14 protein-coding genes are annotated in these 20950 nt (G+C 57.2%); 4 read left to right on the top strand and 10 right to left on the bottom strand.

Going from position 1 to position 20950, the window contains the following annotated elements:
* Nucleotides 1-9: 9 nt before the first annotated feature.
* From BLP93_RS07675 to BLP93_RS07655, 5 genes are all read right to left on the bottom strand, one after another.
* Nucleotides 10-444: an ATP-binding protein gene (locus BLP93_RS07675; RefSeq protein WP_161946238.1), complete on the bottom strand. Its 435-nt coding sequence runs from the start codon at nt 442-444 to the stop codon at nt 10-12.
* A complete protein-coding gene (locus BLP93_RS07670) occupies nt 431-763 on the bottom strand; it encodes an STAS domain-containing protein (protein WP_092119932.1) in 333 nt (110 codons plus the stop codon). The genes BLP93_RS07675 and BLP93_RS07670 overlap by 14 nt, the downstream gene beginning before the upstream one ends.
* Nucleotides 764-827: 64 nt before the next feature.
* Nucleotides 828-1577: a DUF4412 domain-containing protein gene (locus BLP93_RS07665; protein ID WP_092119539.1), complete on the bottom strand. Its 750-nt coding sequence runs from the start codon at nt 1575-1577 to the stop codon at nt 828-830.
* A 271-nt stretch (nt 1578-1848) separates the two neighbouring features.
* Complete coding sequence (locus tag BLP93_RS07660; RefSeq protein WP_161946237.1) at nt 1849-3081, bottom strand: EAL and HDOD domain-containing protein; 1233 nt, start codon at nt 3079-3081, stop codon at nt 1849-1851.
* An 89-nt stretch (nt 3082-3170) separates the two neighbouring features.
* A complete protein-coding gene (locus BLP93_RS07655) occupies nt 3171-5741 on the bottom strand; it encodes a diguanylate cyclase (RefSeq protein ID WP_092119532.1) in 2571 nt (856 codons plus the stop codon).
* Nucleotides 5742-6366: 625 nt separating this feature from the next.
* On the opposite strand from BLP93_RS07655, the gene glgX reads away from it, so the two are divergent.
* Complete coding sequence (gene glgX / locus BLP93_RS07650; protein ID WP_092119529.1) at nt 6367-8538, top strand: glycogen debranching protein GlgX; 2172 nt, start codon at nt 6367-6369, stop codon at nt 8536-8538.
* A 7-nt stretch (nt 8539-8545) separates the two neighbouring features.
* The gene (gene treY, locus BLP93_RS07645) at nt 8546-11455 is read left to right on the top strand and encodes a malto-oligosyltrehalose synthase (RefSeq protein WP_092119929.1); all 2910 of its coding nucleotides are present in this window, start codon (nt 8546-8548) and stop codon (nt 11453-11455) included.
* 246 nt (nt 11456-11701) lie between these two features.
* Here treY and BLP93_RS07640 read toward each other — a convergent pair whose 3' ends face one another.
* The 4 genes from BLP93_RS07640 to BLP93_RS07625 form a co-directional block, all read right to left on the bottom strand.
* On the bottom strand, nt 11702-12280 hold the full coding sequence (locus BLP93_RS07640; protein ID WP_279615053.1) for a cysteine hydrolase family protein: 579 nt from the start codon (nt 12278-12280) through the stop codon (nt 11702-11704).
* A 9-nt stretch (nt 12281-12289) separates the two neighbouring features.
* Nucleotides 12290-12592, bottom strand: coding sequence for a Dabb family protein (locus BLP93_RS07635; RefSeq protein ID WP_092119526.1), 303 nt, complete (start codon nt 12590-12592; stop codon nt 12290-12292).
* 145 nt (nt 12593-12737) lie between these two features.
* On the bottom strand, nt 12738-17330 hold the full coding sequence (locus BLP93_RS07630; RefSeq protein ID WP_244148681.1) for a glutamate synthase-related protein: 4593 nt from the start codon (nt 17328-17330) through the stop codon (nt 12738-12740).
* 62 nt (nt 17331-17392) lie between these two features.
* Nucleotides 17393-17791 carry a hypothetical protein gene (locus tag BLP93_RS07625; RefSeq protein ID WP_092119520.1) on the bottom strand — a complete coding sequence of 133 codons (399 nt, stop codon included), beginning with the start codon at nt 17789-17791 and terminating at the stop codon, nt 17393-17395.
* A gap of 406 nt (nt 17792-18197) precedes the next feature.
* Here BLP93_RS07625 and htpX point away from each other — a divergent pair, with 406 nt between their 5' ends.
* Nucleotides 18198-19088, top strand: a complete 891-nt coding sequence (gene htpX / locus BLP93_RS07620; protein ID WP_092119517.1) for a protease HtpX — start codon at nt 18198-18200, stop codon at nt 19086-19088.
* Nucleotides 19089-19305: 217 nt separating this feature from the next.
* Entirely contained in the window at nt 19306-20169 is an 864-nt protein-coding gene (locus tag BLP93_RS07615) for a ribonuclease H-like domain-containing protein (protein ID WP_092119514.1), read from the top strand.
* Between the two features lie 455 nt (nt 20170-20624).
* Here BLP93_RS07615 and BLP93_RS07610 read toward each other — a convergent pair.
* A partial coding sequence (locus BLP93_RS07610) for an ATP-binding protein (RefSeq protein WP_161946236.1) occupies nt 20625-20950 on the bottom strand: 326 nt, incomplete at its 5' end.

Raw genomic sequence — 20950 nt, 5'->3', positions numbered from 1 at the left:
GAACAGTGATTATGGATCAAAGACAAGCTCAAGAATATTTGAGTCCCCCTCTCGTTGATAATGCTGGGAACGACTCATTTTTTTCATCAGCAGAATACCCAGTCCGCCCTCTTCGCGGTCGTCAATATCCAGGGTCACATCCGGCGGAGGTGCGGAAAGCGGATCAAAAGGGCGTCCCTGGTCCGTGTAGCGCACCAGGAATCCCTGGCCGTCCTCCTGCTGACCGCAAGCCAATTCCACAAGCCCCTGGCGTTCAGGTGGGTAGGCGTTCTTGAATATGTTCAAGAGCACTTCTTCCTGAACCATGACGATCTTCAGGTAGGCGGAAGGAGGCAGTCCCGCCGATTCCGCACGCTCCTGGACAAACTCCTGGAAAGTATCCAGGGAGGAATATTCGGCCGGCAATGAGAGACGGTCAAATCCAGGAGGGTTATTTTGCCGCAAGCGCCGCCTCCACGGAATCATGCACCGGAAAGATGGAGGCGAAACCGGAGATATCAAATACTTCTTTGACCATGGCGCTCATCCCGCCAAAGGTCAACGAACCTCCCTGGGCCTTAAGCTTCTTGCCCACGCCCAGAATAATCCGCAACCCCGCGCTGCTGATGTACTCCAGACCGGAAAAATCAACGATCAAGTCAACATTTCCCTTTTCCACCCAGCGCATGCATTCCTGCTCAAAAGTCGGTGCGGTCACGGCGTCCATGCGTCCGGTGGCCTTGATGGTTACAACTTTTCCAACACTCTTGCTCTCAAAATCCATGAATCCTTTCCTCCCAAAGATGAATGTTTCTTCCGGCAGCAGGCCCAACGAAAGTCTGAAGCCCTTACATACCCATGAAATCCTGGCGGGTATACCCTTCCGGTATGTCGAAGCTTCCGGCAGGCGGCGTCATTTTTTTATGTTCCAGAAGTTCTTCCCTGGAAACGATGGTCGCGCCCATGACCGTAGCCTTGCTGACGGTCAGTACCGAAACCCCCTTAATTTTCTCCATTTCCTTGATCAGGTCGTCGAACCCCTGCTGCCCGGCCATCATGGCATGCCCGATCTTGTGATACACGCTCATGTCCACATCGATGTCCTCGGTGGCGCATATCTCGGAAACAGTATTGCCCATGGGCATCTTCATGTTTAATTCATAGACCCGGCAGTTCCAGTCATTGACGGTCTTCGTGGCGCCGGTATCCCTGACGCTGGCATTGATCTTCATCATGGCTCCCATCATTTCCGCCATCATCTGAGCCATCTGCTGATCGCCGCCCTGGTCGCCCATCATGCCCGTCATGGCCTGGGAGAGGTCCATAGGCACCTCGGCATAAGCCCTCTTATCATGATCCAGCATGTACATGACCTGCTTGTCCCCGCGCAGGATCACCGAAGAACTCGTGCCGGAATTCATCCGCGCCTTGTTGCCGCTCAGCCACGTCTCGACGATTTCCTCCGTGGCGGGCTGCTTCTGCCCCATGACCTCATAGGCCTCGTTCACGTGCCGGATCTTCAAGTAGTCGTCCGCCCATGACTGCGTCGCCACAGACAATAAAAACACCATCACGATCAAACACATTGCCTTTCGCATTGTCTACTCCATGTCTCGGGTTGTCCTGCCAAGTGATCATTTCCATATCATCCCCATTCATGAAAAACACACTACTTCTCTATGAAGCAGACTGGAAAATGTCCAGATGCCCGCACCAGATTCCCCAGACGACTCCCACAGAAGGACAAGCGAATCGAAAGCAAAGTTGAGCGTTTTGTGCCGTTTCGTAACCTCCAATCCGGCAAAAAAACAACACCCTTAATAATAAGAAAAGTTGCAGCATACTGTGATCTCAGACCTTCGTGTTCATTCAGGAAACGTCCAGAAACTGCTTGGCCCAAAGGGCGGATTCGTTCAGGATCTTGGCGGTCTGCTCGGTTCCGAGATTCATACCTTTCAGCAATGCCTCGGCCTTGTCCCAGTTGCCGCGTTCGCAGGCCTCTGCCAGATCCAGCCAGGCTTGCAGTTCCGCGTCCCGTCCCAGCAGTGCGGCTTTCAGGCAGGGGCCCAAGGACAGCCTTGCCAGTATATCATTCATGGGCAGACCAAGAATGACGTCCAGGAAGGAGAACAGGCCGAGAAGAAACATCCCCTCGCTGGAGAGCCGGGATGGTGTTCCGGCATCCTGTAAGGCTTCCAACAGCTTCGCTCGCTGCAAGGAAAGAAAGAGCAACTCCCCAGACAGGGGATTTGTCTTCATTTCGGCCATGATCAAGACCCGCAGCCAGGCGGTGACCTTGCGTTGCCCCAGGAGGTTCATGGCCTGGTTGATGGAGGTGATCTCGTTCGGCAGGCCGAACCCGGGAGAATTGATGTAGCGCAGCAGTCGGTAGCTCAAGGCCACATCGTGCTGGACGATTTTGGCGACCTGTATCAGTTCCAGATCCGGCGCGCTCAATTCCTTGAGCAACTGCAGCTTGGAAATCTGGTTGGCCGAAAGTTTCTTGCCGCTGACCAGTTCTGGACGACTGAAAAAATACCCTTGAAAAAGGTCGAAACCGAGCTCCCGACATTGATCATACATGGCCAGATCTTCGACTTTTTCGGCCAGCAGCCGGCAGTTTTCGATCCGTCGCAGGTTGCCGACAACAGCCTTTAATTGTTCGTAATTCAGGTAGAGTACGTCTACCTTGACCAGATCAGCCAACTGCAACAGGGCCTCGAAGCCGGATTGGCCGACAAAATCGTCCAGGGCCAGAACGTAGCCCTCGGCCTTGAGTTGGGCGCAGATCCTCAATATTTCCGGAGTCGGCTGGACCGTTTCCAGAATTTCCACGATAGCCACGTCGGACGGCAATGCACGCGGCGCACCCTGCACCAGCATCCTGCCCGGATAGTTGATCAGGACTTTCTGGGAAGGGGCAAGAAGATCCTCAACCAGACCGAATCCATCCGCGATCACGCGGGAGGTTGCTTCGTCGGCGTCGTCAATTCTGGCCGTGGAGCACTGGGCGCTATGCCGGAAAAGCAATTCATAGCCCCAGATGTCCATGTCCCGATCAAAAACCGGCTGCCGGGCAACATAAATGGGCTCAGGGATCATATCCTGCTCCACCGGGTTGCCTCGATAACTTCCAAGCTGCGTCCTTGGGGCATGTTCTTTGCCGTCTACTGGGCATTGTACATATTTTTTCATTTGTCGTGTTGTCCCAATGAATACACCTCAACCCTGTCCCGACCATTGTCCTTGGCCCGGTAGAGAGCGGCATCCGCTCTGGCCAACAAAGAGTCCGGGGTGGAATCCTCCGGTTGCATCACGCCAAGGCCGATGCTCACCGTGAAGGATGCGGTTCCGGCATGCGTCCAAACAACTGTTTCGCGGACCTTCCGCAGCAGACGCTCGGCAATCACCAGGGCGCTGGACACTTTCGTTTCCGGCAGGAGCACGGCGAACTCCTCCCCGCCCAGGCGTCCGGGCAGGTCCGTTTCGCGGACCGTTTCCTGAAGCAACATGGCAAAATATCGCAGTACTTCGTCACCCCCGGCATGGCCATGGGTATCATTGATTGTCTTGAAGTGATCCAGGTCCAGCATCAACAGGGAAGCATGCTTGCCGTATCGCCTGTAACGTCCCAGCTCTGTCTCCAGGGTCTGCATGAATGCACGTCGGTTGCACAAGCCGGTGAGTGAATCCGTGGTCGCCAACCGATTCAGCTTCTCCTCGTCGGCCTTACGCCGGGTGATGTCTCTGGCAACGGCGTAGATTGTGCCGTTTCGAGGGAAGGCTCTCCATTCGATCCAACTGTACGATCCGTCTTTCCGGCGATAGCGGTTCTCGAAATTAAGGACCTGTTCTTGGGCGTCCAATCGTGAAACGGCCGCCACTGTGTCCTCCATATCGTCCGGATGGACAAAATCGAAGAAATTTCGTCCTTCAAGCTCGGTGAGAGAATAGCCAAGAACTTTCTCCCATTCAGGATTCAAGCGGATAAACTCACCCTTCGTATTCGCAATGCACAGCAGGTCCAGACTGGTCGTGAAGTAGCGCTCGAGTTCCTCGCTTTTTTCCTTCAAGGCCTGCTCGGCAGCCTTGCGATCCGTGATGTCGGTGTGGGAGCCGGCCATGCGAAAGGGAAGATTCTTTTCATCCCGGAAGGCAGTACCACGAGACAAGATCCATCGATAGCCCCCTTCCCTGTGCAGCATGCGGAATTCTATTTCGAACATTTCCACCTCGCCTTTGAGATAACGTTTCAGGTAGTCATCAAGGCGCGGCACGTCCTCAGGATGGAGACGAGAATAAAACACATTGAATTCACTGCTCAATTCTTTGTCCTCGTATCCCAACTGCTCCTTCCAACGCGGCGAGAGAAACAACGAGTTATCGCGCAGGTTCCAATCCCAAATGCCGTCGTTGGAGCCAAGCACCGCCAGTTCGAACTGCTCACGGGTGCGGCGAAGCTCCTCCTCGGCCCGCTTGCGTTCGCGCAGTTCAAGCTCAAGCCCCTCCAATGTATTTGAAAGCTGGTGCGCCATCCGGTTGAAAGACCGGGTCAGTCCGCGAAACTCGATGACCGGAGAATAATCTTCGATCTTTTTTATACTTTCGCCGGCGGCTACCCTGTCCGCAGCCATGTTCAGCAGACTGACCGGCTTGACGATCCACTTGGTCAGGAAGACTCCTGCCGCAAGCACCAAAGCCAGGGCAAACGTCACATGAAGATGAATCATGCGACTGTCGGCCATGATCGCGGCCATGAAATCATCTTCCGGCACGACGACGAGGATCAGCCAATCAATACCCAGGTCGTCACGCAAAGGCGCAGTCTGTAGGAGCATTTGTCGGCCGTTCACGGTAAAGGTGAGACTGGTCTCCTTTTCAACTTCGGAAAAATTTCCAAACCGTGATGCCAGTGTTGCCGAGGCATTGCGAACCACCGGGTCGCTGCTTTCCGTCCCATGGACCCGGCTTCTTGCAGCCGGGTCGCCGCTGTCGATGATGAGGAGTTCCGTGGTGGATGTGGCGATCAGCAAACCGTCGCGATCCAGGATGAATGCCTGACCGGTCTCGCCGATGCGCATGCCCTGAAGAAAATGCGATATATTTGAGAGGAAAACGTCCACGGAAACAACTCCCAGCAGACCGCCCTGGCCGTCATATGCCGGAAGACTCGCGGCCAAGGCCAGCTCCTTGCCGGTGAACAGTATGTAGACATCGCTCCAAACCGGTCCGTTCCTTTCCAAGGCCCGGACATACCAGGGCCGGTTACGTGAGTCGAAGTTGGAAAGAACAGCCAGTTGCTCGGCGTGATTGCCTTGCGCGTCCACGAGGGTTTTACGAAAGGTACCCGCCGTAAATCCCTCGGTATCGATGAGGTACCGGAGATCCCCAGGCGATTCCCGGCCACTATTCACAAGTCCGCCGTGGATATTGCCGAAATAAACGCTCGAGACCGAGGGGAACATCCCAATCTGCTCCGCAAAACGCTTTCCGAGGGTGAGCTGGTCGTTGGCAGCGATCAGCTGACGTGTCAGAGCCTGGGCATTGGCCTGGTTGATCCGGTGAGGCAAATGCAGAAATTCCAACAGGTGTGTTTCAATACGATCCGTAATTTCCGTGCGCAGCTGCAGTGCAACGTTGCCGATGGACTGGCGACTGCTGGAATATGACAGATACCCTGCCAATGCGACGGATATCGTCACTATTGCATAAAGAGCGATCAGTGCGGATTTCAGTGAAATCCCTCGGGAAAACATATTCATGGGCGAGATGGTTCGGGAGTATCAACAATAAGAGCGACAGAACTCATTCATGTTCCATTTAGATGGTCGGCGTCAACAGGCTGTCCATCATGGCTTACGCCATCCTCTCCCCCTCTACGTGAGCGGTTCACTTTTCTAGGTACGCTCCTGTCAGCTATCCCCCTTTTTCTTCTTGGGAATAATAACAGGTTTCGTAATAATTCCAGTGAATGATATCCTGCAACTGCAAATCAAGAACGGACGTAAATCAAACGCGATGGTCGGGAACGACTGCCATGATTCCTTCTTGAACCGGGTTTGCCGGATTGCAAAAGTCCAGCTTTCTCAATAGGCTGATAAATTATTTTCAAATTGCTCAGCAGATTTTGCAGATGGCCTCACCGTCCGGGTATCCCCTTGCACGGCAAGCTTGTATTCAGGATCTAGAAATCAAATCCAGGCCTCTGGATTCCTTGCTCCACGGAAGGACTTGTGATGATGATTTCGAATGATTTCGTCCTGTCCGCAAATCCTGTCTTCACGCAGACGAGATCTGCACTTCATCCCGTGACACGATCCAGCTGAGTATTACAATATTTTACATTAACGAGCAGGCTTCCGTTCTCTCGCAAGCTAGGAGCAAAAGATGATAAAAGACGACTTGAGCAAAGACAGCGAGCCCTTGAAGAACGGTCCACGAGTTTGGCCCGGTTCTCCAATCCCTCTGGGAGCCACTTGGGATGGGTCGGGCGTCAATTTCGCCTTGTTTTCCGCCCATGCCGAGAAAGTCGAACTTTGTCTATTCGAGAACGACGGCATCACCGAAAACACCCGAATCTCCATGCCGGAATACACCGATGAGGTCTGGCATTGCTACCTGCCGGACGCTCGTCCCGGGCAACTCTATGGTTACCGCGTCCACGGTCCCTACAAGCCGCGGGAAGGTCACCGTTTCAATCCCAACAAACTCCTGCTGGATCCCTATGCCAAGATCCTGGTCGGCGGTCTGAAATGGCACGACGCCCTCTTCGGATATACCGTCGGCCATAAGGACGAAGATTTGTCCTTTGACAAACGTGATTCCGCACCGTTCATGCCCAAATGCCAGGTTGTGGATCCGGCGTTCACCTGGGGTAAGCCCATGGCATCCAGACACTGGCACGAAAGCGTGATCTACGAGATGCACGTGGCCGGTTACACCATGCTCCATCCCGATGTGCCGGAAGATTTCCGCGGGACCTTCGAGGGATTGGCCTCCCGGCCAGTCATTGACCATCTCACACAGCTCGGAATCACGGCCATCGAACTGTTGCCCATTCATGCCTTCCTGCAGGATCGGCACCTCATCGACCGGGGCTTGAGCAACTACTGGGGCTACAACTCCCTGGGATACTTCGCTCCCCACCCTAACTATCTCCGACCCAAACACGATCTGTCCTCCTTCAAAAGCTTCGTGCAGATAATGCATGACGCGGGCATCGAGGTCATTCTGGACGTGGTCTACAACCATACCGCCGAAGGAAATCATCTCGGCCCGACCTTATCCTTCAGGGGGATCGACAACTATTCCTACTACTACCTGATGAACGATGAACCACGGTTCTACAATGATTTCACGGGTACGGGGAACACGCTGGAACTGCGCCATCCCAAGGTGTTGTCCATGGTCATGGACTCGCTTCGCTATTGGGTTCAGATAATGGGGGTGGACGGATTCCGATTCGACCTGGCCACGACCCTGGCTCGGGTGGAAGGGCCGTACAACGAGCACTCCAGCTTTCTGGACGCCGTGGCCCAGGACCCGGTGCTGGGGCAGGTCAAGTTGATCGCCGAACCTTGGGATACGGGCCTTGGCGGCTATCAGGTGGGCAATTTTCCTCCTGGCTGGGCTGAATGGAATGATCAATACCGCGACACCATGCGCCGGTTCTGGAAGGGCGACGAAGGTCAGCTTCCCGCTTTTGCCGACCGGATTTCCGCTTCCGCGGACATATTCAAACGGCGTGGTCGACGCACCTGGGCCAGCGTGAATTTCATCACGGCCCACGACGGGTTCACCCTGCACGACTTGGTCAGCTACAATCACAAACACAACGAACAGAACGGGGAGAACAACCGGGACGGAACGGACAACAACAATTCCTGGAACTGCGGCATGGAGGGTGCGACAAGCGACCCGGAGATCCTGGCTCTGCGCCGCCGTCAAATGCGCAATTTTCTGGCCACGCTGATTCTTTCCCAGGGCATGCCCATGCTGACCGCGGGAGATGAATTTGCCCGAACTCAGCTTGGCAACAACAACGCCTACTGCCAGGACAATGAACTGTCCTGGATCGACTGGAACGGCATCGACGAGTCGGGAAGGATGCAGATCGCCTTTGTCAGCCGCCTGCTCAGCCTGCGCCATGAACACATCGTCTTTCACCGCAACCGGTTTTTCAAGGGGGAGATCATTCCCGGCACCGCGGTCAAGGACGTCATCTGGCTGCGTCCCGACGGCCGGGAGATGAGCACCGACGACTGGGGCAATCCTCATGCCCGGGCCTTGGCTTTGCGATTGAGCGGCGAAGCCGGTCTGGTGCACTTGAGCGAACGCGGTGAACAGGAACCGGACGACACCTTCCTGCTGCTGGTGAATGCCGACCATGAGCGCGAGATTTTCCAGCTTTCCACGGGAGATCCCGGTGTATGGGAACCCCTGGTGGATACCATGAACGAAGACGGCCGACCCGAAAACGGCCCCCACCTTCCGGGCGCCAGGATCAGCGTGGGCGGGCGCTCCCTGCAGTTGCTCCGACTGATGTTGGAAGATGCATGAAGCGGGCATGACCATGAACCCAATCTACCAACCCACCGCATTCTACCGTTTGCAGTTCCATGCCGGCTTCACCTTTGCCGACGCCCTGGCCATTGCCCCGTACCTGCGAGACATGGGCGTCAGCCATGTCTATACATCGCCCATTCTGGCAGCCAGACCGGGATCGACGCATGGCTACGACATCGTGGACCACCAGGCCCTGAACCCGGAGCTTGGCGGACGCGAGGGATTCGATGCCCTGAGCACAGCCCTGCGGGATGCCGGGATGGGGCTGGTCATGGACATTGTCCCGAACCATATGGGCATCGGGCGCAGCGACAACCTGTGGTGGCTGGACGTGCTGGAATGGGGACGCAGCAGCCGGTACGCCCACTTTTTCGATATTGAATGGTTTCCCGAAACACATGGGATCCACGACAAGGTCCTGCTTCCGATCCTTGGGGATCTCTACGGCGCCGTTCTGGAACGCGGGGAATTGCGCCTGCGTTTCGACGCCCCTGCCGGGTCCTACAGCGTCTGGTACTACGAGCATCGCTTTCCGATCTGTCCGTCCACCTACCACCGCATTTTAGCCCCTTGTCTGGAAACCGCCGCGGATGCGGCGAACAATCAAGATGTGCGGGCCGCCTTCACCGAGTCCAAACGCCTGCGCAGCAAGCCCCGCTCCAACACCCGGCGCAAGGCGCTGCGCACGCGCGGAACGACTTTCAAACAGACCCTGGCCGCACTGGCCCGCGATATCCCGGAACTGCACACGGCTCTTGAAGGAGCCGAAACGCTTTTCGCTCCGAACTCACCGGACGGACGCGGACTGGAACGGCTGCACAAGCTCCTGGAACGCCAGCACTACCGTCCGGCTTTCTGGCGCGTGGCCGGACGGGAAATCAACTACCGCCGTTTTTTTCAGATCAACGACCTCGCCGGACTGCGTGTTGAAGAACCGGAGGTTTTCGATGCCGCCCACGCCTTGATCCGGGATCTGGTGGCCGGGGGGCAGGTCCACGGGCTGCGCATCGATCATATCGACGGCCTCTACGATCCGTCCGGATACCTGGACCGGCTCCAGAAACTGCTCAAGCCGCATGCGGAAACATTGGGCTTCCCAGCGGGTCGTTTTCCGGTCTACGTGGAGAAAATTCTGGAGGAGCATGAAACCTTGCGCGCCCAGTGGCCGGTGCATGGCACCACGGGTTATGACGCCCTGAGCGAGATCCACTCCGTGCAACTGGATCCCGAAGGCACGGCTCAGCTGAAAACCATCTACGAAGCCCGGGAAGGCGCGGGCGCCGCGGACGGGCATGGTGAAGGGGCACGGGCCAAGCGTCAGATTATGGACCAGGAGTTGGCCTCGGAACTGGAGGTTCTGGCCACGGAAACGACCCGGCTGCTCAAGCGCGACCTTGCCTCCAGGGATTTTTCCCGCGGAGAAATCCGACAGGCTCTGCGCGAAATAGTCTCCCGCTTTCCAATCTACCGCACCTATGTCGGTTCCAGAGGCCCCTCCCCCGAAGACGCCCGGGACCTGGACTGGGCCCTGGGTCTGGCCCGGCGCGCCCGTGCCGTGAGCCATCCCCTGCTGTTCGACGTGCTGGAAGCCCTGCTCAAAACGAACTGGAAACCGCGCGCCGACGGCCGGCCCAATGCGGAATGTCTCCGTCTGGCCCGCAAATTCCAGCAATTCACCGGTCCGGCCATGGCCAAGGGCATGGAAGACACGACGTTCTACCGGGTCCTCCCCCTGGTCTCCATGAACGAAGTGGGGATGGGGCCGAACCGACGAATCAGCTCCGTGGGCGATTTTCACCAGCAGATGATTCGTCGTGCCGCGAAATGGCCCAAGTCCATGGTCACCACCGCCACCCATGACACCAAACGCAGCGAGGACGTCCGGGCGCGGATCGCGGTTCTGTCCGAAATGCCCGCTGCGTGGGCCGAACATGTGGACCGCTGGCAAATCCTGAACCGCCGAGCCCGACAGGAATCCGGAGGAGCGACGCAGCCCGCCGGCCGGGATGAATACCTGTTCTACCAGACTCTGGTCGGAGTATGGCCGCTGAACCGCACGGGAACCGAACTTCCGGCCCCCGAAATCCTCTCCGCCCTGCGCGAACGCTTGCAGGCCTACATGATCAAGGCTGCCCGGGAAGCCAAGACGTATACATCCTGGATCGATCAGGACGAAAGCTATGAAAACGCCCTGAACGGATTCGTGGCCCAGGTGCTGGACAGTCCGGCGTCCGCGCCGTTTCTGCGGGATGTCCATGAGTTCGCCCAGACTTTGGACGTACCCGGAGCGTGCAATGCTCTGACCCAGATGATCCTGCGCCTGACCATGCCGGGAGTTCCGGACAATTATCAAGGCACTGAACTCTGGGATGATTCCCTGGTGGATCCGGACAATCGACGTCCGGTGGATTACCGGACCAGGCTGGAAAATCTCGCCGAATTCAGAGCGGAGCAAGAAACCGAAGACCTTCTAAAATTCGTCGCTGCCCTTGGCGCATCCTGGCAAGACGGTCGACTGAAACATTATCTGCTCCGGCAACTGCTCCACCTGCGCCGCTCCCACCCCGACCTGTTCTTACGCGGAAAGTATATTCCCATTGAGGTCTCCGGTCCTCATGAACGCCATGTTCTGGCTTTTGCCCGAGTCCATGAGCGTCAGGCCCTGATCGTCGCCCTGCCCCGCCTGTCCGCAGGACTTTGCGCTCCAGGAGCCGGTTTTCCCACGGGCGGGATATGGGCGGAAACAGCTCTCCGACCCGTCAGCGCCCTGCCAAAAAAAGGCAAAGGCCTGCTTTGGCGCAATGTGTTCACCATGCATGCGGGCAAACCGATGGAAGCCACCCCTACCTGCGCGGAAATCTTCGCCCACCTCCCGTTCGCCGTGCTGATCTCCGAACCGACCCGTAAATAAACCCATCCATCAGCGAATTCAGACACATCGCAATCGAAATCCAAATCGAAATCCAAATCGAATCGCCATCGCAATCGTATAACTGACAAGTCAGCACATTCCGTGCACGACCTCACATTTGAACCTGGATTCCCGCCTTCGCGGGAATAACTTGTTGCAATCAGCGTCGCTGCCCGGAGAAAGAGACGGGATCGATTTCGATTGCGATTTCGATGGCGATTTTGATTTCGATATGCGGATAGTTGATTATTGGAAACGAGGCAGCAGGTTTTGCAGTGGGATGCAGATCATGCCCATGTTCCGCATGTCTTCGACGTTGTTTTTCGCTATCTGCTTGGTTTGGGCTGAACAGGCGTCCGTGATCACCACCACCCGGTAATCCCGGGCCAGGGCGTCCACGGCCGTGGCCCGGATACAGTTCGGGTATTGTGTTCCGGCAATGACCAGGGTCGTGATCCGCAACCTGCGCAGCAGCAGATCCAGTTCCGTGCCCAGAAACGCGCTGAACCGCTGCTTGGTCAGGACATAGTCTCCCGGTTCCGGCGTCAATTCCTCGACAATGCGCGCGCCCGGCGTGCCCGCGACACAGATCCCGCCGGATTCACGAAACAGTTCGCGGCGCGTGTATTCCACGTCTGAACCGTCGGCGCGGTGTTCGCGGACCGCATGCACCACGGGCCACGAATGGCGGCGGGCATGATCAAGGAGCCCGCGGATCGAGGGTATTGTCTCCCTGGCCCCTGCCACCGTGGCCGGGGCCCCGGGGAGAACAAAGTCGTTTTGCATGTCCACCACGATCAGGGCGGGATTGATGAGGGTCTGCACGATGCGCCCCTAGATTTCGTAATCCACCACGCCACGATTCGAAACCACTTTCTTCACGAATTCCACGCAACGCAAGTGCTCAGGGTGTTTTTGATAGCCCTCCAGGGCCTCGCGGGACTCCAGCTCGGAGTAGAGCACCACATGCCATTCCGGCGAAGCCTGAAAAACATCCAGCCCCACCTCCAGGTGCTTCAGCCCCGGAATCTTCCCGTTGAGCCCCTCGAGCATCTGCTTGATTTTCTTCCCGTTCTCCACAGCCACGGCCCCCTCGGCCTCATCCTTCAGCGTCCACATGACAATGTGTTTGATCATTTCATCACTCCAGGTCTGAGGTTGGTGTTCAGCAATTTACTTGCGCACAGTTCGATTCCTTGATTCTAAACAGCATCAACAGATACCAAAATTTACGCAAGTGGCACCTGCTTGTATCGATAATGAATATCATTCATGTCCATTCCTACTCAGCCTTGGTCGGCTTTTTTTCAACAGGAATGATGGACACGAAGCGAGTTTCGGCTTCAGCCATCAGTCGTTCAACCTCCAGGGCTTCTTCTTCCTGAAAAGTTGATCGCAATTCAGTCACATACCTGCCCAGCAATTCTCGGATGTCCCCCAGGGCTTTTTCATCCGCGGGACGGACCGTCACGTCAGCTCCGCGGGCCATTCGGCGATATAGCGACGTCTCTTCGAAACCGAACTCCGGGTACAGGCATTGATAGATCACGCCGCCGGTCATCCCCGAACAGATCCATGGCCCCGGATCGCCCAGGACCACTACCCGCCCCCCGGTCATGTACTCGAAGGCAAAGCCTTTCAGGTGAGCCCGGACAGCCAGATTGCCCTCTTCGTCGCGAACTCGCGCGGTGATTCGCGCCCCGAACACGGCGTCCGCCCCGGACATCCGGATGCAGGCCCGGGAGTCGGCATAGTTCTGGACCATGAGCATCCCGCCAATGGCCCCGTAGGCAAAGCTCTTGCCCGTGGAGCCGTCCACGCGACGACCCAGCAGGTTGGCGCCCTTGAACACCCCGCACGCGCCGCCGAAGCTTCCCTTGGCCGTGCCGTCCTGGGCTCCGCCGTCCACCATCACCTCGATGCCCGGGATGTTGAAGGCACACAGGCCGTTGCCCGGCACCGAGGAGTCCAGCCGCAGCCGGGCTTTGCGCTCGCCGGCATCGCCGAATTGCCGGACAACGGCACCGGCAAGATAGGTGCCCATGGCCCGGTCCACGCTGCGCACGTACTGATCCGTATACCGCACCTCGCGGGTCTGTTCCTCGTCAAATTCGGACAGAGAGATATGCGCAACGAGCTTAGTCAGATAGTTCAGGGGCTTGCGGACGATCCGCAACGCGCCTGCCGGACCGCACGATCCGTCCATGGCCGGTTTGGCCAGGATATCATCCAGGGCCACGGCCTCCTTGTGGGAGATCTGGGTCAGCAGGTCCGTCCGCCCGACCACGTCCCGCAGGCGGGCTACGCCGAGATCCGCCAGGATCGCGCGCATCTCCTCGCCGATGCAGGCCAGCAGCCGGACCAGGTTGTCCGTCTCCGCGGCCACGTCCATGGGCGAGAAGCCCTTGACGCCCCTGGCCAGGGCATCCTCCCTGGTCCGCAACTGGGTGGAAATGCCGCGAGGGCAGGCGTCCAGGTGGCAGCGCCGGCAGCTGATGCAGCCAACGCCCATCAAGGCCACCGTGCCCAAGCCCACCCGTTCCGCACCGAGGAATATCATTTTCAAGGCATCTGCTCCGCTGCGCAGCCCGCCGTCGGCCCACAGTTCGACATTACTGCGCAAGCCCGACTCCACCAGGGCCCGGTGCGCGTAGGCAACGCCGATCTCCGCGGGCAAGCCGACATATTTCTTGCTGTGCTCCCGGGCCGCCCCCGTACCTCCGTCGAAACCGGAAACGGCGACAATGTCCGCCCCGGCCTTTGCGACGCCCACGGCAATGGTGCCGACACCGCTGGTCACCGGAATCTTTACGGAAATCCGGGCTGTAGGGTTGGCCGTTTTCAGTTCGGTGATGATCTGCTCCAGGTCCTCGATGGAATAGATGTCGTGATGGTTGGAAGGCGAAATCAGAGGAATCCCAGGCTTGCAGTGCCTGGCCTCCGCCACCATGGCCGTCACCTTCTGCCCGGGCAGATGCCCTCCCTCGCCGGGCTTGGCGCCCTGTCCGACCTTGATTTCCAAAAAATCAGCGGAATTCAGGAAAGCCATGTGCACGCCGAACCGCCCCGATGCGATCTGCTGACCGCGGTTATGGCGGTACTTGCCGAGCATGTCCGGAATTTCTCCGCCTTCGCCGTTCATACAGATGATGTTCAGGATTTTCGCCGCCTCGGCATAAGCCCGGAAGGAGCTTTCGCCCTGAGAACCGAAGCTCATGGCCGGAATGAACAACGGCATGGCGTGATTGCCGATACTGATGTCCACCTCCCGCATGACAAGGGGATGCGCGTGCTCCGCGGGACGGACAAAACCCAGGACATGGCGCAAGGCCACGGGATTCTCCCGTTCTAGAGCGGTCAGTTCCTGGGCCATCTCCCGGAAGCCGACCACGCCGGTGGCGGTCCGGCGCAAGATCTTTCCGACCATGGCATTTCTGGGCGGAGTGCTCCAGAGCGGAGCCGGCACCTGATCCGTGGCCTTGGCCAGACGGATGTGAGCCGTCTCCGCCATGCGGGCCATGGACAGACCCGTATCCGCGGAACGGCAGAAGTTTTGACACTTGAACAGCGCGGCCAGATCGTCGGCCAACCCGATGGAGGAGAAAATCCTGCCGTAACCGCACAGTTCATGGATGCCCATGGTGGACATCACCTTTTCCATGCCTTTTTGGAGGACGTCCATGGTGGTTCGGATCACCGTTTCGGCCGGACGGGATTCGGTGGCGTGCAGCCTGGCCATGCGCCAGATCAGGTAGGGATTGATCGCATCCGCGCCCAGGCCGATCAGGAACATAACATCGTGCAGATTGCGCACCGCGGCGCTGCGCACGATGAGTGAGCAACGCCGCCGCAGGCGATGCTCCTCCAGGAAGTTGCCCATCACGGCCAGGGCCAGACCCGGATCGAGAAAGACCCGACCATCGGAAAAACTCCGCGAATCATCCAGGATCAGCAGGACTGCCCCGTTGTTGATGGCCGTGTGGGCCTCGTCGCATAGATCGTCAAGACGCGATGGGAGGTCGCCCCGCGGATCAAAGGTGGCGTCCAGGATGGCCACCCGCCCGGGATCACGGCCTTGGGCCGTAAAAAACGAGAGCACCGCATCCATGGTTTGCGTGCCGAATTCCGCGGCCAGTGTCGAAAGAGCCGAGCCGCAAACCTGACTGTCCAGACATCCGCCAAGCAACAGCGGTGTCCGCAGTTCCAGCCCTACGGCGCCGGAACGCTCCCGGCTGCCCATTTCCGGACGATCACCAAGGATGCAGCGGGTTGTGAAGTGGTCCGCTTCCCGCTCCCGGTCGATGGCCGGATTGGTAACCACGGCCACGTTTTCCTTGAAATACTCGGATATGTTCGGCAGGCCCTCACCGCTGAGGCAGGCCAGCGGACCCTGGTAGCCCATGGAACCGATGACCGCTCCGCCGATGGTTGCGGTCTTCTTGCGCATATCCACGTCGTACTTGTGCCAGCCAAAGGCCGCCAGAACATTATCCCGGGTCATTTCCGTAGGCGTCATGCGCGGCAGACCATCGTCAAACAGATCCTCCAAGCGGACCAACTCTCCCTTCTGCTCAGGTATATCGCGGTAGTACGCCCGCACACGCTCCTGAAGCGCGCTTCGGCCCTGCATCAAGCGAACCAGGCGACGCTGATAGGCCCGGTAGTTGAAGACCACGGCCCTGCGTCCTGAAACGGACAGGATCGCCATTTTTTCGCCCGGAGCCAGGGGGATGGGATCTGAAGCCGTATCCTCCAGATCCACGACGCCCTTTTCCGATGACAGATAATAGTTGTAGTCGCTTTCTCCGAACCAAAGCGGACGCAATCCCAGAGCGTCCACGCTGCCGATGCAGACGTCGCCATGCCGGGCGACAATGGCGGCCGGTCCCTGGGCCGAAGGCGGAAACAGCCAGCGGTAGGTTTCATAAACCTTGCGCAAGTCTTCGGGATACTGCTCCACCTCGCTGTGCACCGCCGGGAACAGCATGGCAAAGGCTTCGATAAGTTCGAACCCAAAGCGATGGATCAGGCCTTCGATGCACCGGTTCAGATCCTGGGAATCGCTGCCGCCAAGTACCGGATCGATCCCCAGGTTTCGGGACGCGCCTCGCAGTCGTTCGATGGTGTTGATTTCACCGTTGTGGGCCAGAATGGAGAAAGGTTGCGTCCGTTCCACCGTGGGCAGGGTGTTGGTGGAATACCTGCTGTGTCCCAGACAAATTTTGGAGCGGGTAGCTGGATCGCGCAGCTCCGGATAGACTCTCTGCAGCAGATCCGGACCACCCCGAACCTTGTAGACCACAGTGTCCTGAGACAATGAGGCCACATGCAGGTCAGGCTCCATGGCTTCCAGCTCCTGCACGACTTTGAACAGAAGTTGGCCGGTGGTGATGCGCACTTCCTGTTTCACAAGACCGGCCACCTGCCAGAACAGCGGCGTTTCGGCCCTGGCCATGGGACCCAGTTCCGCGTCGTTGGTTTTACCTCGCAACTCCAAAAGCAGATCCAGACCGCGCAAGGCAAAGATATGGCGGATCTTATCGCATATTTCTTCTGCTCGCTCGCGGATTCGGTGCGGCAAGAGGAAATGGCCGACGAAAAAACCGCTGGATTCGGCCAGGTGCGGCGACAATCCGGCTTCGTGCAGCCTGTGGCTCCAAAGCTCACGCGGAATGTCGGTCATGATTCCGCAACCGTCCCCTTCGTCATTAATGTCGCCGGAACGATGCGCCATTTTTTTCAAGGCCTCGATGGTTCGGACCACGTTGGCGTGGGTCATCCGGCCGCGTTTGTCAACGAAAGCGATAATGGCGCACGCATCGCGCTCTTCACAAAGAGCCGCGTCAGGTCTTGAAAGTTGGACGGGATGGGACACGGAACCTCCGTTATTGGTCATGGTTGCGATCTGGTGAAGAAGGGAACAGTCGGCACAACTTCCTACGGACAGTTGAAAACGCAAACCTGTTCCGCATGCACTCTGCCGCCGCAGTTCTGATAGCAGTGTCGATATCTTTCTGAACAATGATCATGATCCGCGCTGCAAAAAGCCAGTTGTGAACATTCAGAGGAGTTGGGCTCTCGACCCTGCCGGCGGATGTTTTCCTTGCAGCGTTCCTCATCGAGCCTGGCGCGATTTATACAATTTTCTTCTTTCATCTGCTCAAGCTGCTCGCACTGCATATTGATATTCTCACATTGAAACACACAGGTTTGCCCTTGAGGATTACCGGGCGGAACATAAGAATATCGAGTATCATAGATCGGTCCGCACCCTCCGGTCGTGACGGTCAAAAATGCTGATGCGACCAGAATCAAAGTCATTCGCTTCAAGGACATGCCAAGTTCTCCTGTTATGATGTTGCTGGACAATCGACTACCGGACAAAAACAGAGGTATTCTGCTGTTGCTGATCTGTTCGCGAACCTCTTTCCGATGCCCAACGGTTCATATCTGCTCCATGCGTGAGCTGCAATATCGGGCCAACTTTTTTTAGGTGGCAGTGCCGAAAACCTGGAGAACGGATATCAGACGGGAAGGAACGGAGCATGGCTAACCCAGAACAAGTGGGATCAAGCATCGCATGTACCGCTGGTCCAGGGTTCACTCATCCCGGCCTCATCCCCCGTCATGCAGCCTGAAACGTACAATCTTGCCTCATGATCAAAGATTGTTTATATGATTCGATTGAGTCGTTCGGCCTTTTGCATATCACAGCTTTCTTTTTCTGGAGGGATATCGAAACATGAAAAGAATTGCACTTTTTCTGATTACAAACATTGCCGTCATTCTTGTCCTCAGTGTCGTTTTGTCTCTGTTGGGATTCACCGGCATTCTCGACGAAACCGGCGTCGGCCTTGATTACGGCAGCCTGTTGCTGTTTGCCGCTGTATTCGGTTTTGGAGGTTCATTCATCTCCCTGGCCATGTCCAAGTGGATGGCGAAACGGATGACCGGAGCCCAGGTCATCACCACGCCGCGCAACCAGGCTGAAGCATGGCTGGTGGAAACCGTGAAGTCCCAGGCCGCCCGGGCCGGCATCGGCATGCCTGAAGTCGCCATATTCGATCAGGACACTCCCAACGCCTTTGCCACCGGCATGACCAAGAACAGCTCACTGGTCGCGGTCAGCACGGGCTTGATGCGGACCATGAACAAGGACGAGGTCGAGGCTGTCCTGGCTCATGAAGTCAGCCACATCGCCAATGGCGACATGGTCACCCTGACCCTGATCCAGGGCGTGGTCAACACCTTCGTCATCTTCATTTCCCGCGTCGTGGGCTACTTTGTGGACCGCGTGATTCTCAAGAACGAGGAAGGGTTGGGAATCGGCTTTTTCGTCACCAGCATCGTGGCCCAAATCGTTTTCGGCATCCTGGCCAGCACCATTGTGTTCTGGTTCAGCCGGCAACGTGAATTCCGGGCGGACGCCGGCGGCGCCAAGCTGGCCGGACGTGAAAAGATGATCTCGGCTTTGGAAAAGCTGCGCAAGAGCATGACGGAACCTTTGCCGGAACAGATGAGCTCCTTCGGAATCAGCGGCAAGACCGGCGACCACGGTTTGAAAATGCTGTTCATGACCCACCCGCCCCTGGAACACCGCATTGCCGCTTTGCAGGGCAAAAGCATCCAATAGTTCCGGCGGTTCAGCAAAGTGACCAAGTCCGCCATTCGGCTGTCCGAATGGCGGTTTTTTTTTTTGCACCCTCGTCGCAAAATCAAGACAAACGGGTCCACGGCTGAACAGTACATTGGCAAAAAAAGTTGCGGCAGCGGCGATTACGGAATAACAAGCCGGTACGCGAGGCAGGCCCCCGTCCCCATAAACTTCATCCCCGTCCAGGACTCAGGTAATGCTCATCAATACATTCTGCCACATCCCGCGCATCGGTAATATCAAGGAGCGAAAAATCTGGGAGGCCGGAATTCCGACCTGGAAGGATGCCCTGAGCAACGGTCAAAAATATCCGAAACTGCTCTCCAAGACTGCCCTGCAAACATTGGAAGAATCCACCGAACGCTTACATTACGGCGAGGCGGACTGGTTCGCCCAATGCCTGCCCAAAACGGAAACTTGGCGGCTTTGCTCCCACTTCGGCGACAAGGCGGCCTTCGTAGATATCGAAACCACAAATGATGACGGAGAGATCCGGATCACGACCATCGCCCTCTATGACGGCAAGCGGCTGCGCACCTATGTCCAGGGCCGCAATCTGGAGTCATTCTGCGATGATATCCAGGAATATTCCCTGCTGGTCACCTTCAATGGACGGTGCTTCGATGGTCCGATTATCGAACGCGAACTCCAGGCGCAACTGCCCAAAGCCCATGTGGATCTTCGCTTTGTATTGCGTTCCGTCGGGATAACCGGGGGGCTGAAGGCCTGTGAACGTCGTCTGGGGTTGAGTCGGGATGAACTGGAAGGATTGGACGGATATTTTGCCGTGCTGCTCTGGCACGAATACCAGACCACCGGTGATGAACGGGCCCTGGAAACGTTATTGGCCTATAACGCCGCGGATGTTCTCTCCATGCCCGTTCTGCTGGCACACGCCTATGAGGCCAAACTCATGGAAACGCCGTTCCATGGAACACCCGTAACCTGCCCGAAAATAGCGGAAAATCCCCATCACCCCCATGAAGAGATCATTCAGCGCATCCGCAAGCGCTTTGGCCTGCGCTTTCTCTCCCAATGGGGGGATCACAGCAAGGGGTAATACCTGGGATTGCCGCACCCCAGTTCGGCAATCCCAGGGAAAAATGTGTCGCCCAGGGTACAATTTAACATGCAGCAAATATACTGATTAGATACTTTTCTTGTAACTACCCAGCCTCACAGCAGGAAAAGGTTACTTTCAAAAACTTGAGGCAAGCATGACCTGGATTCCCGCCTTCGCGGGAATGACTTGTTGTTTAAAGCCGTCTCTCCGGGCAGTCATACCCGCGAAGGCGGGTATCCAGTCCGCTTTTACTCGGATGAGCTGAGTAGTTGTGCGCCAGGCGAAGTCCTGGCGATTCCAGTGGGATGCAAAGTTCCCACCGTGGTAATTGCCTGTTCACCACGAAGTCCAGGCTCGGCGAGCAGGGGTGACCCGAGACGCCAAGCGAGCCGGAAGAAGGCCGAAAGGCCGAGACTGTCAAGCGACATCAGAAACTGACCCCTTGGCGACAGTTAGAATTGACCCCCCTGGGTTTGGGTTGACGGTGCCGCAGTCATCACCGTTTTCATGCCGGAACGTCGTTTCTCTCGTAGCCGATAGCTCTCACCGCGGATGGTGACCACATGGCTGTGGTGCAGTACCCGGTCGAGTATGGCTGTCGCCACCACGGCATCGCCGAAAACCTCTCCCCATTCGCCGACGCTGCGGTTGCTGGTCAGCAACAAGCTGCCACGCTCGTAGCGACGTGATGCCAGTTGAAAGAACAAGTGAGCAGCATTGGTCTCGAACGGAAGGTAGCCGATTTCGTCAATGATCAGCAGTTTTGGTTTGCCATAAT

Origin of the sequence: Desulfonatronum thiosulfatophilum, from assembly GCF_900104215.1 — a bacterium.
GTDB lineage: Bacteria > Desulfobacterota > Desulfovibrionia > Desulfovibrionales > Desulfonatronaceae > Desulfonatronum > Desulfonatronum thiosulfatophilum.
This window is presented reverse-complemented; position numbering and strand designations above follow the sequence as displayed.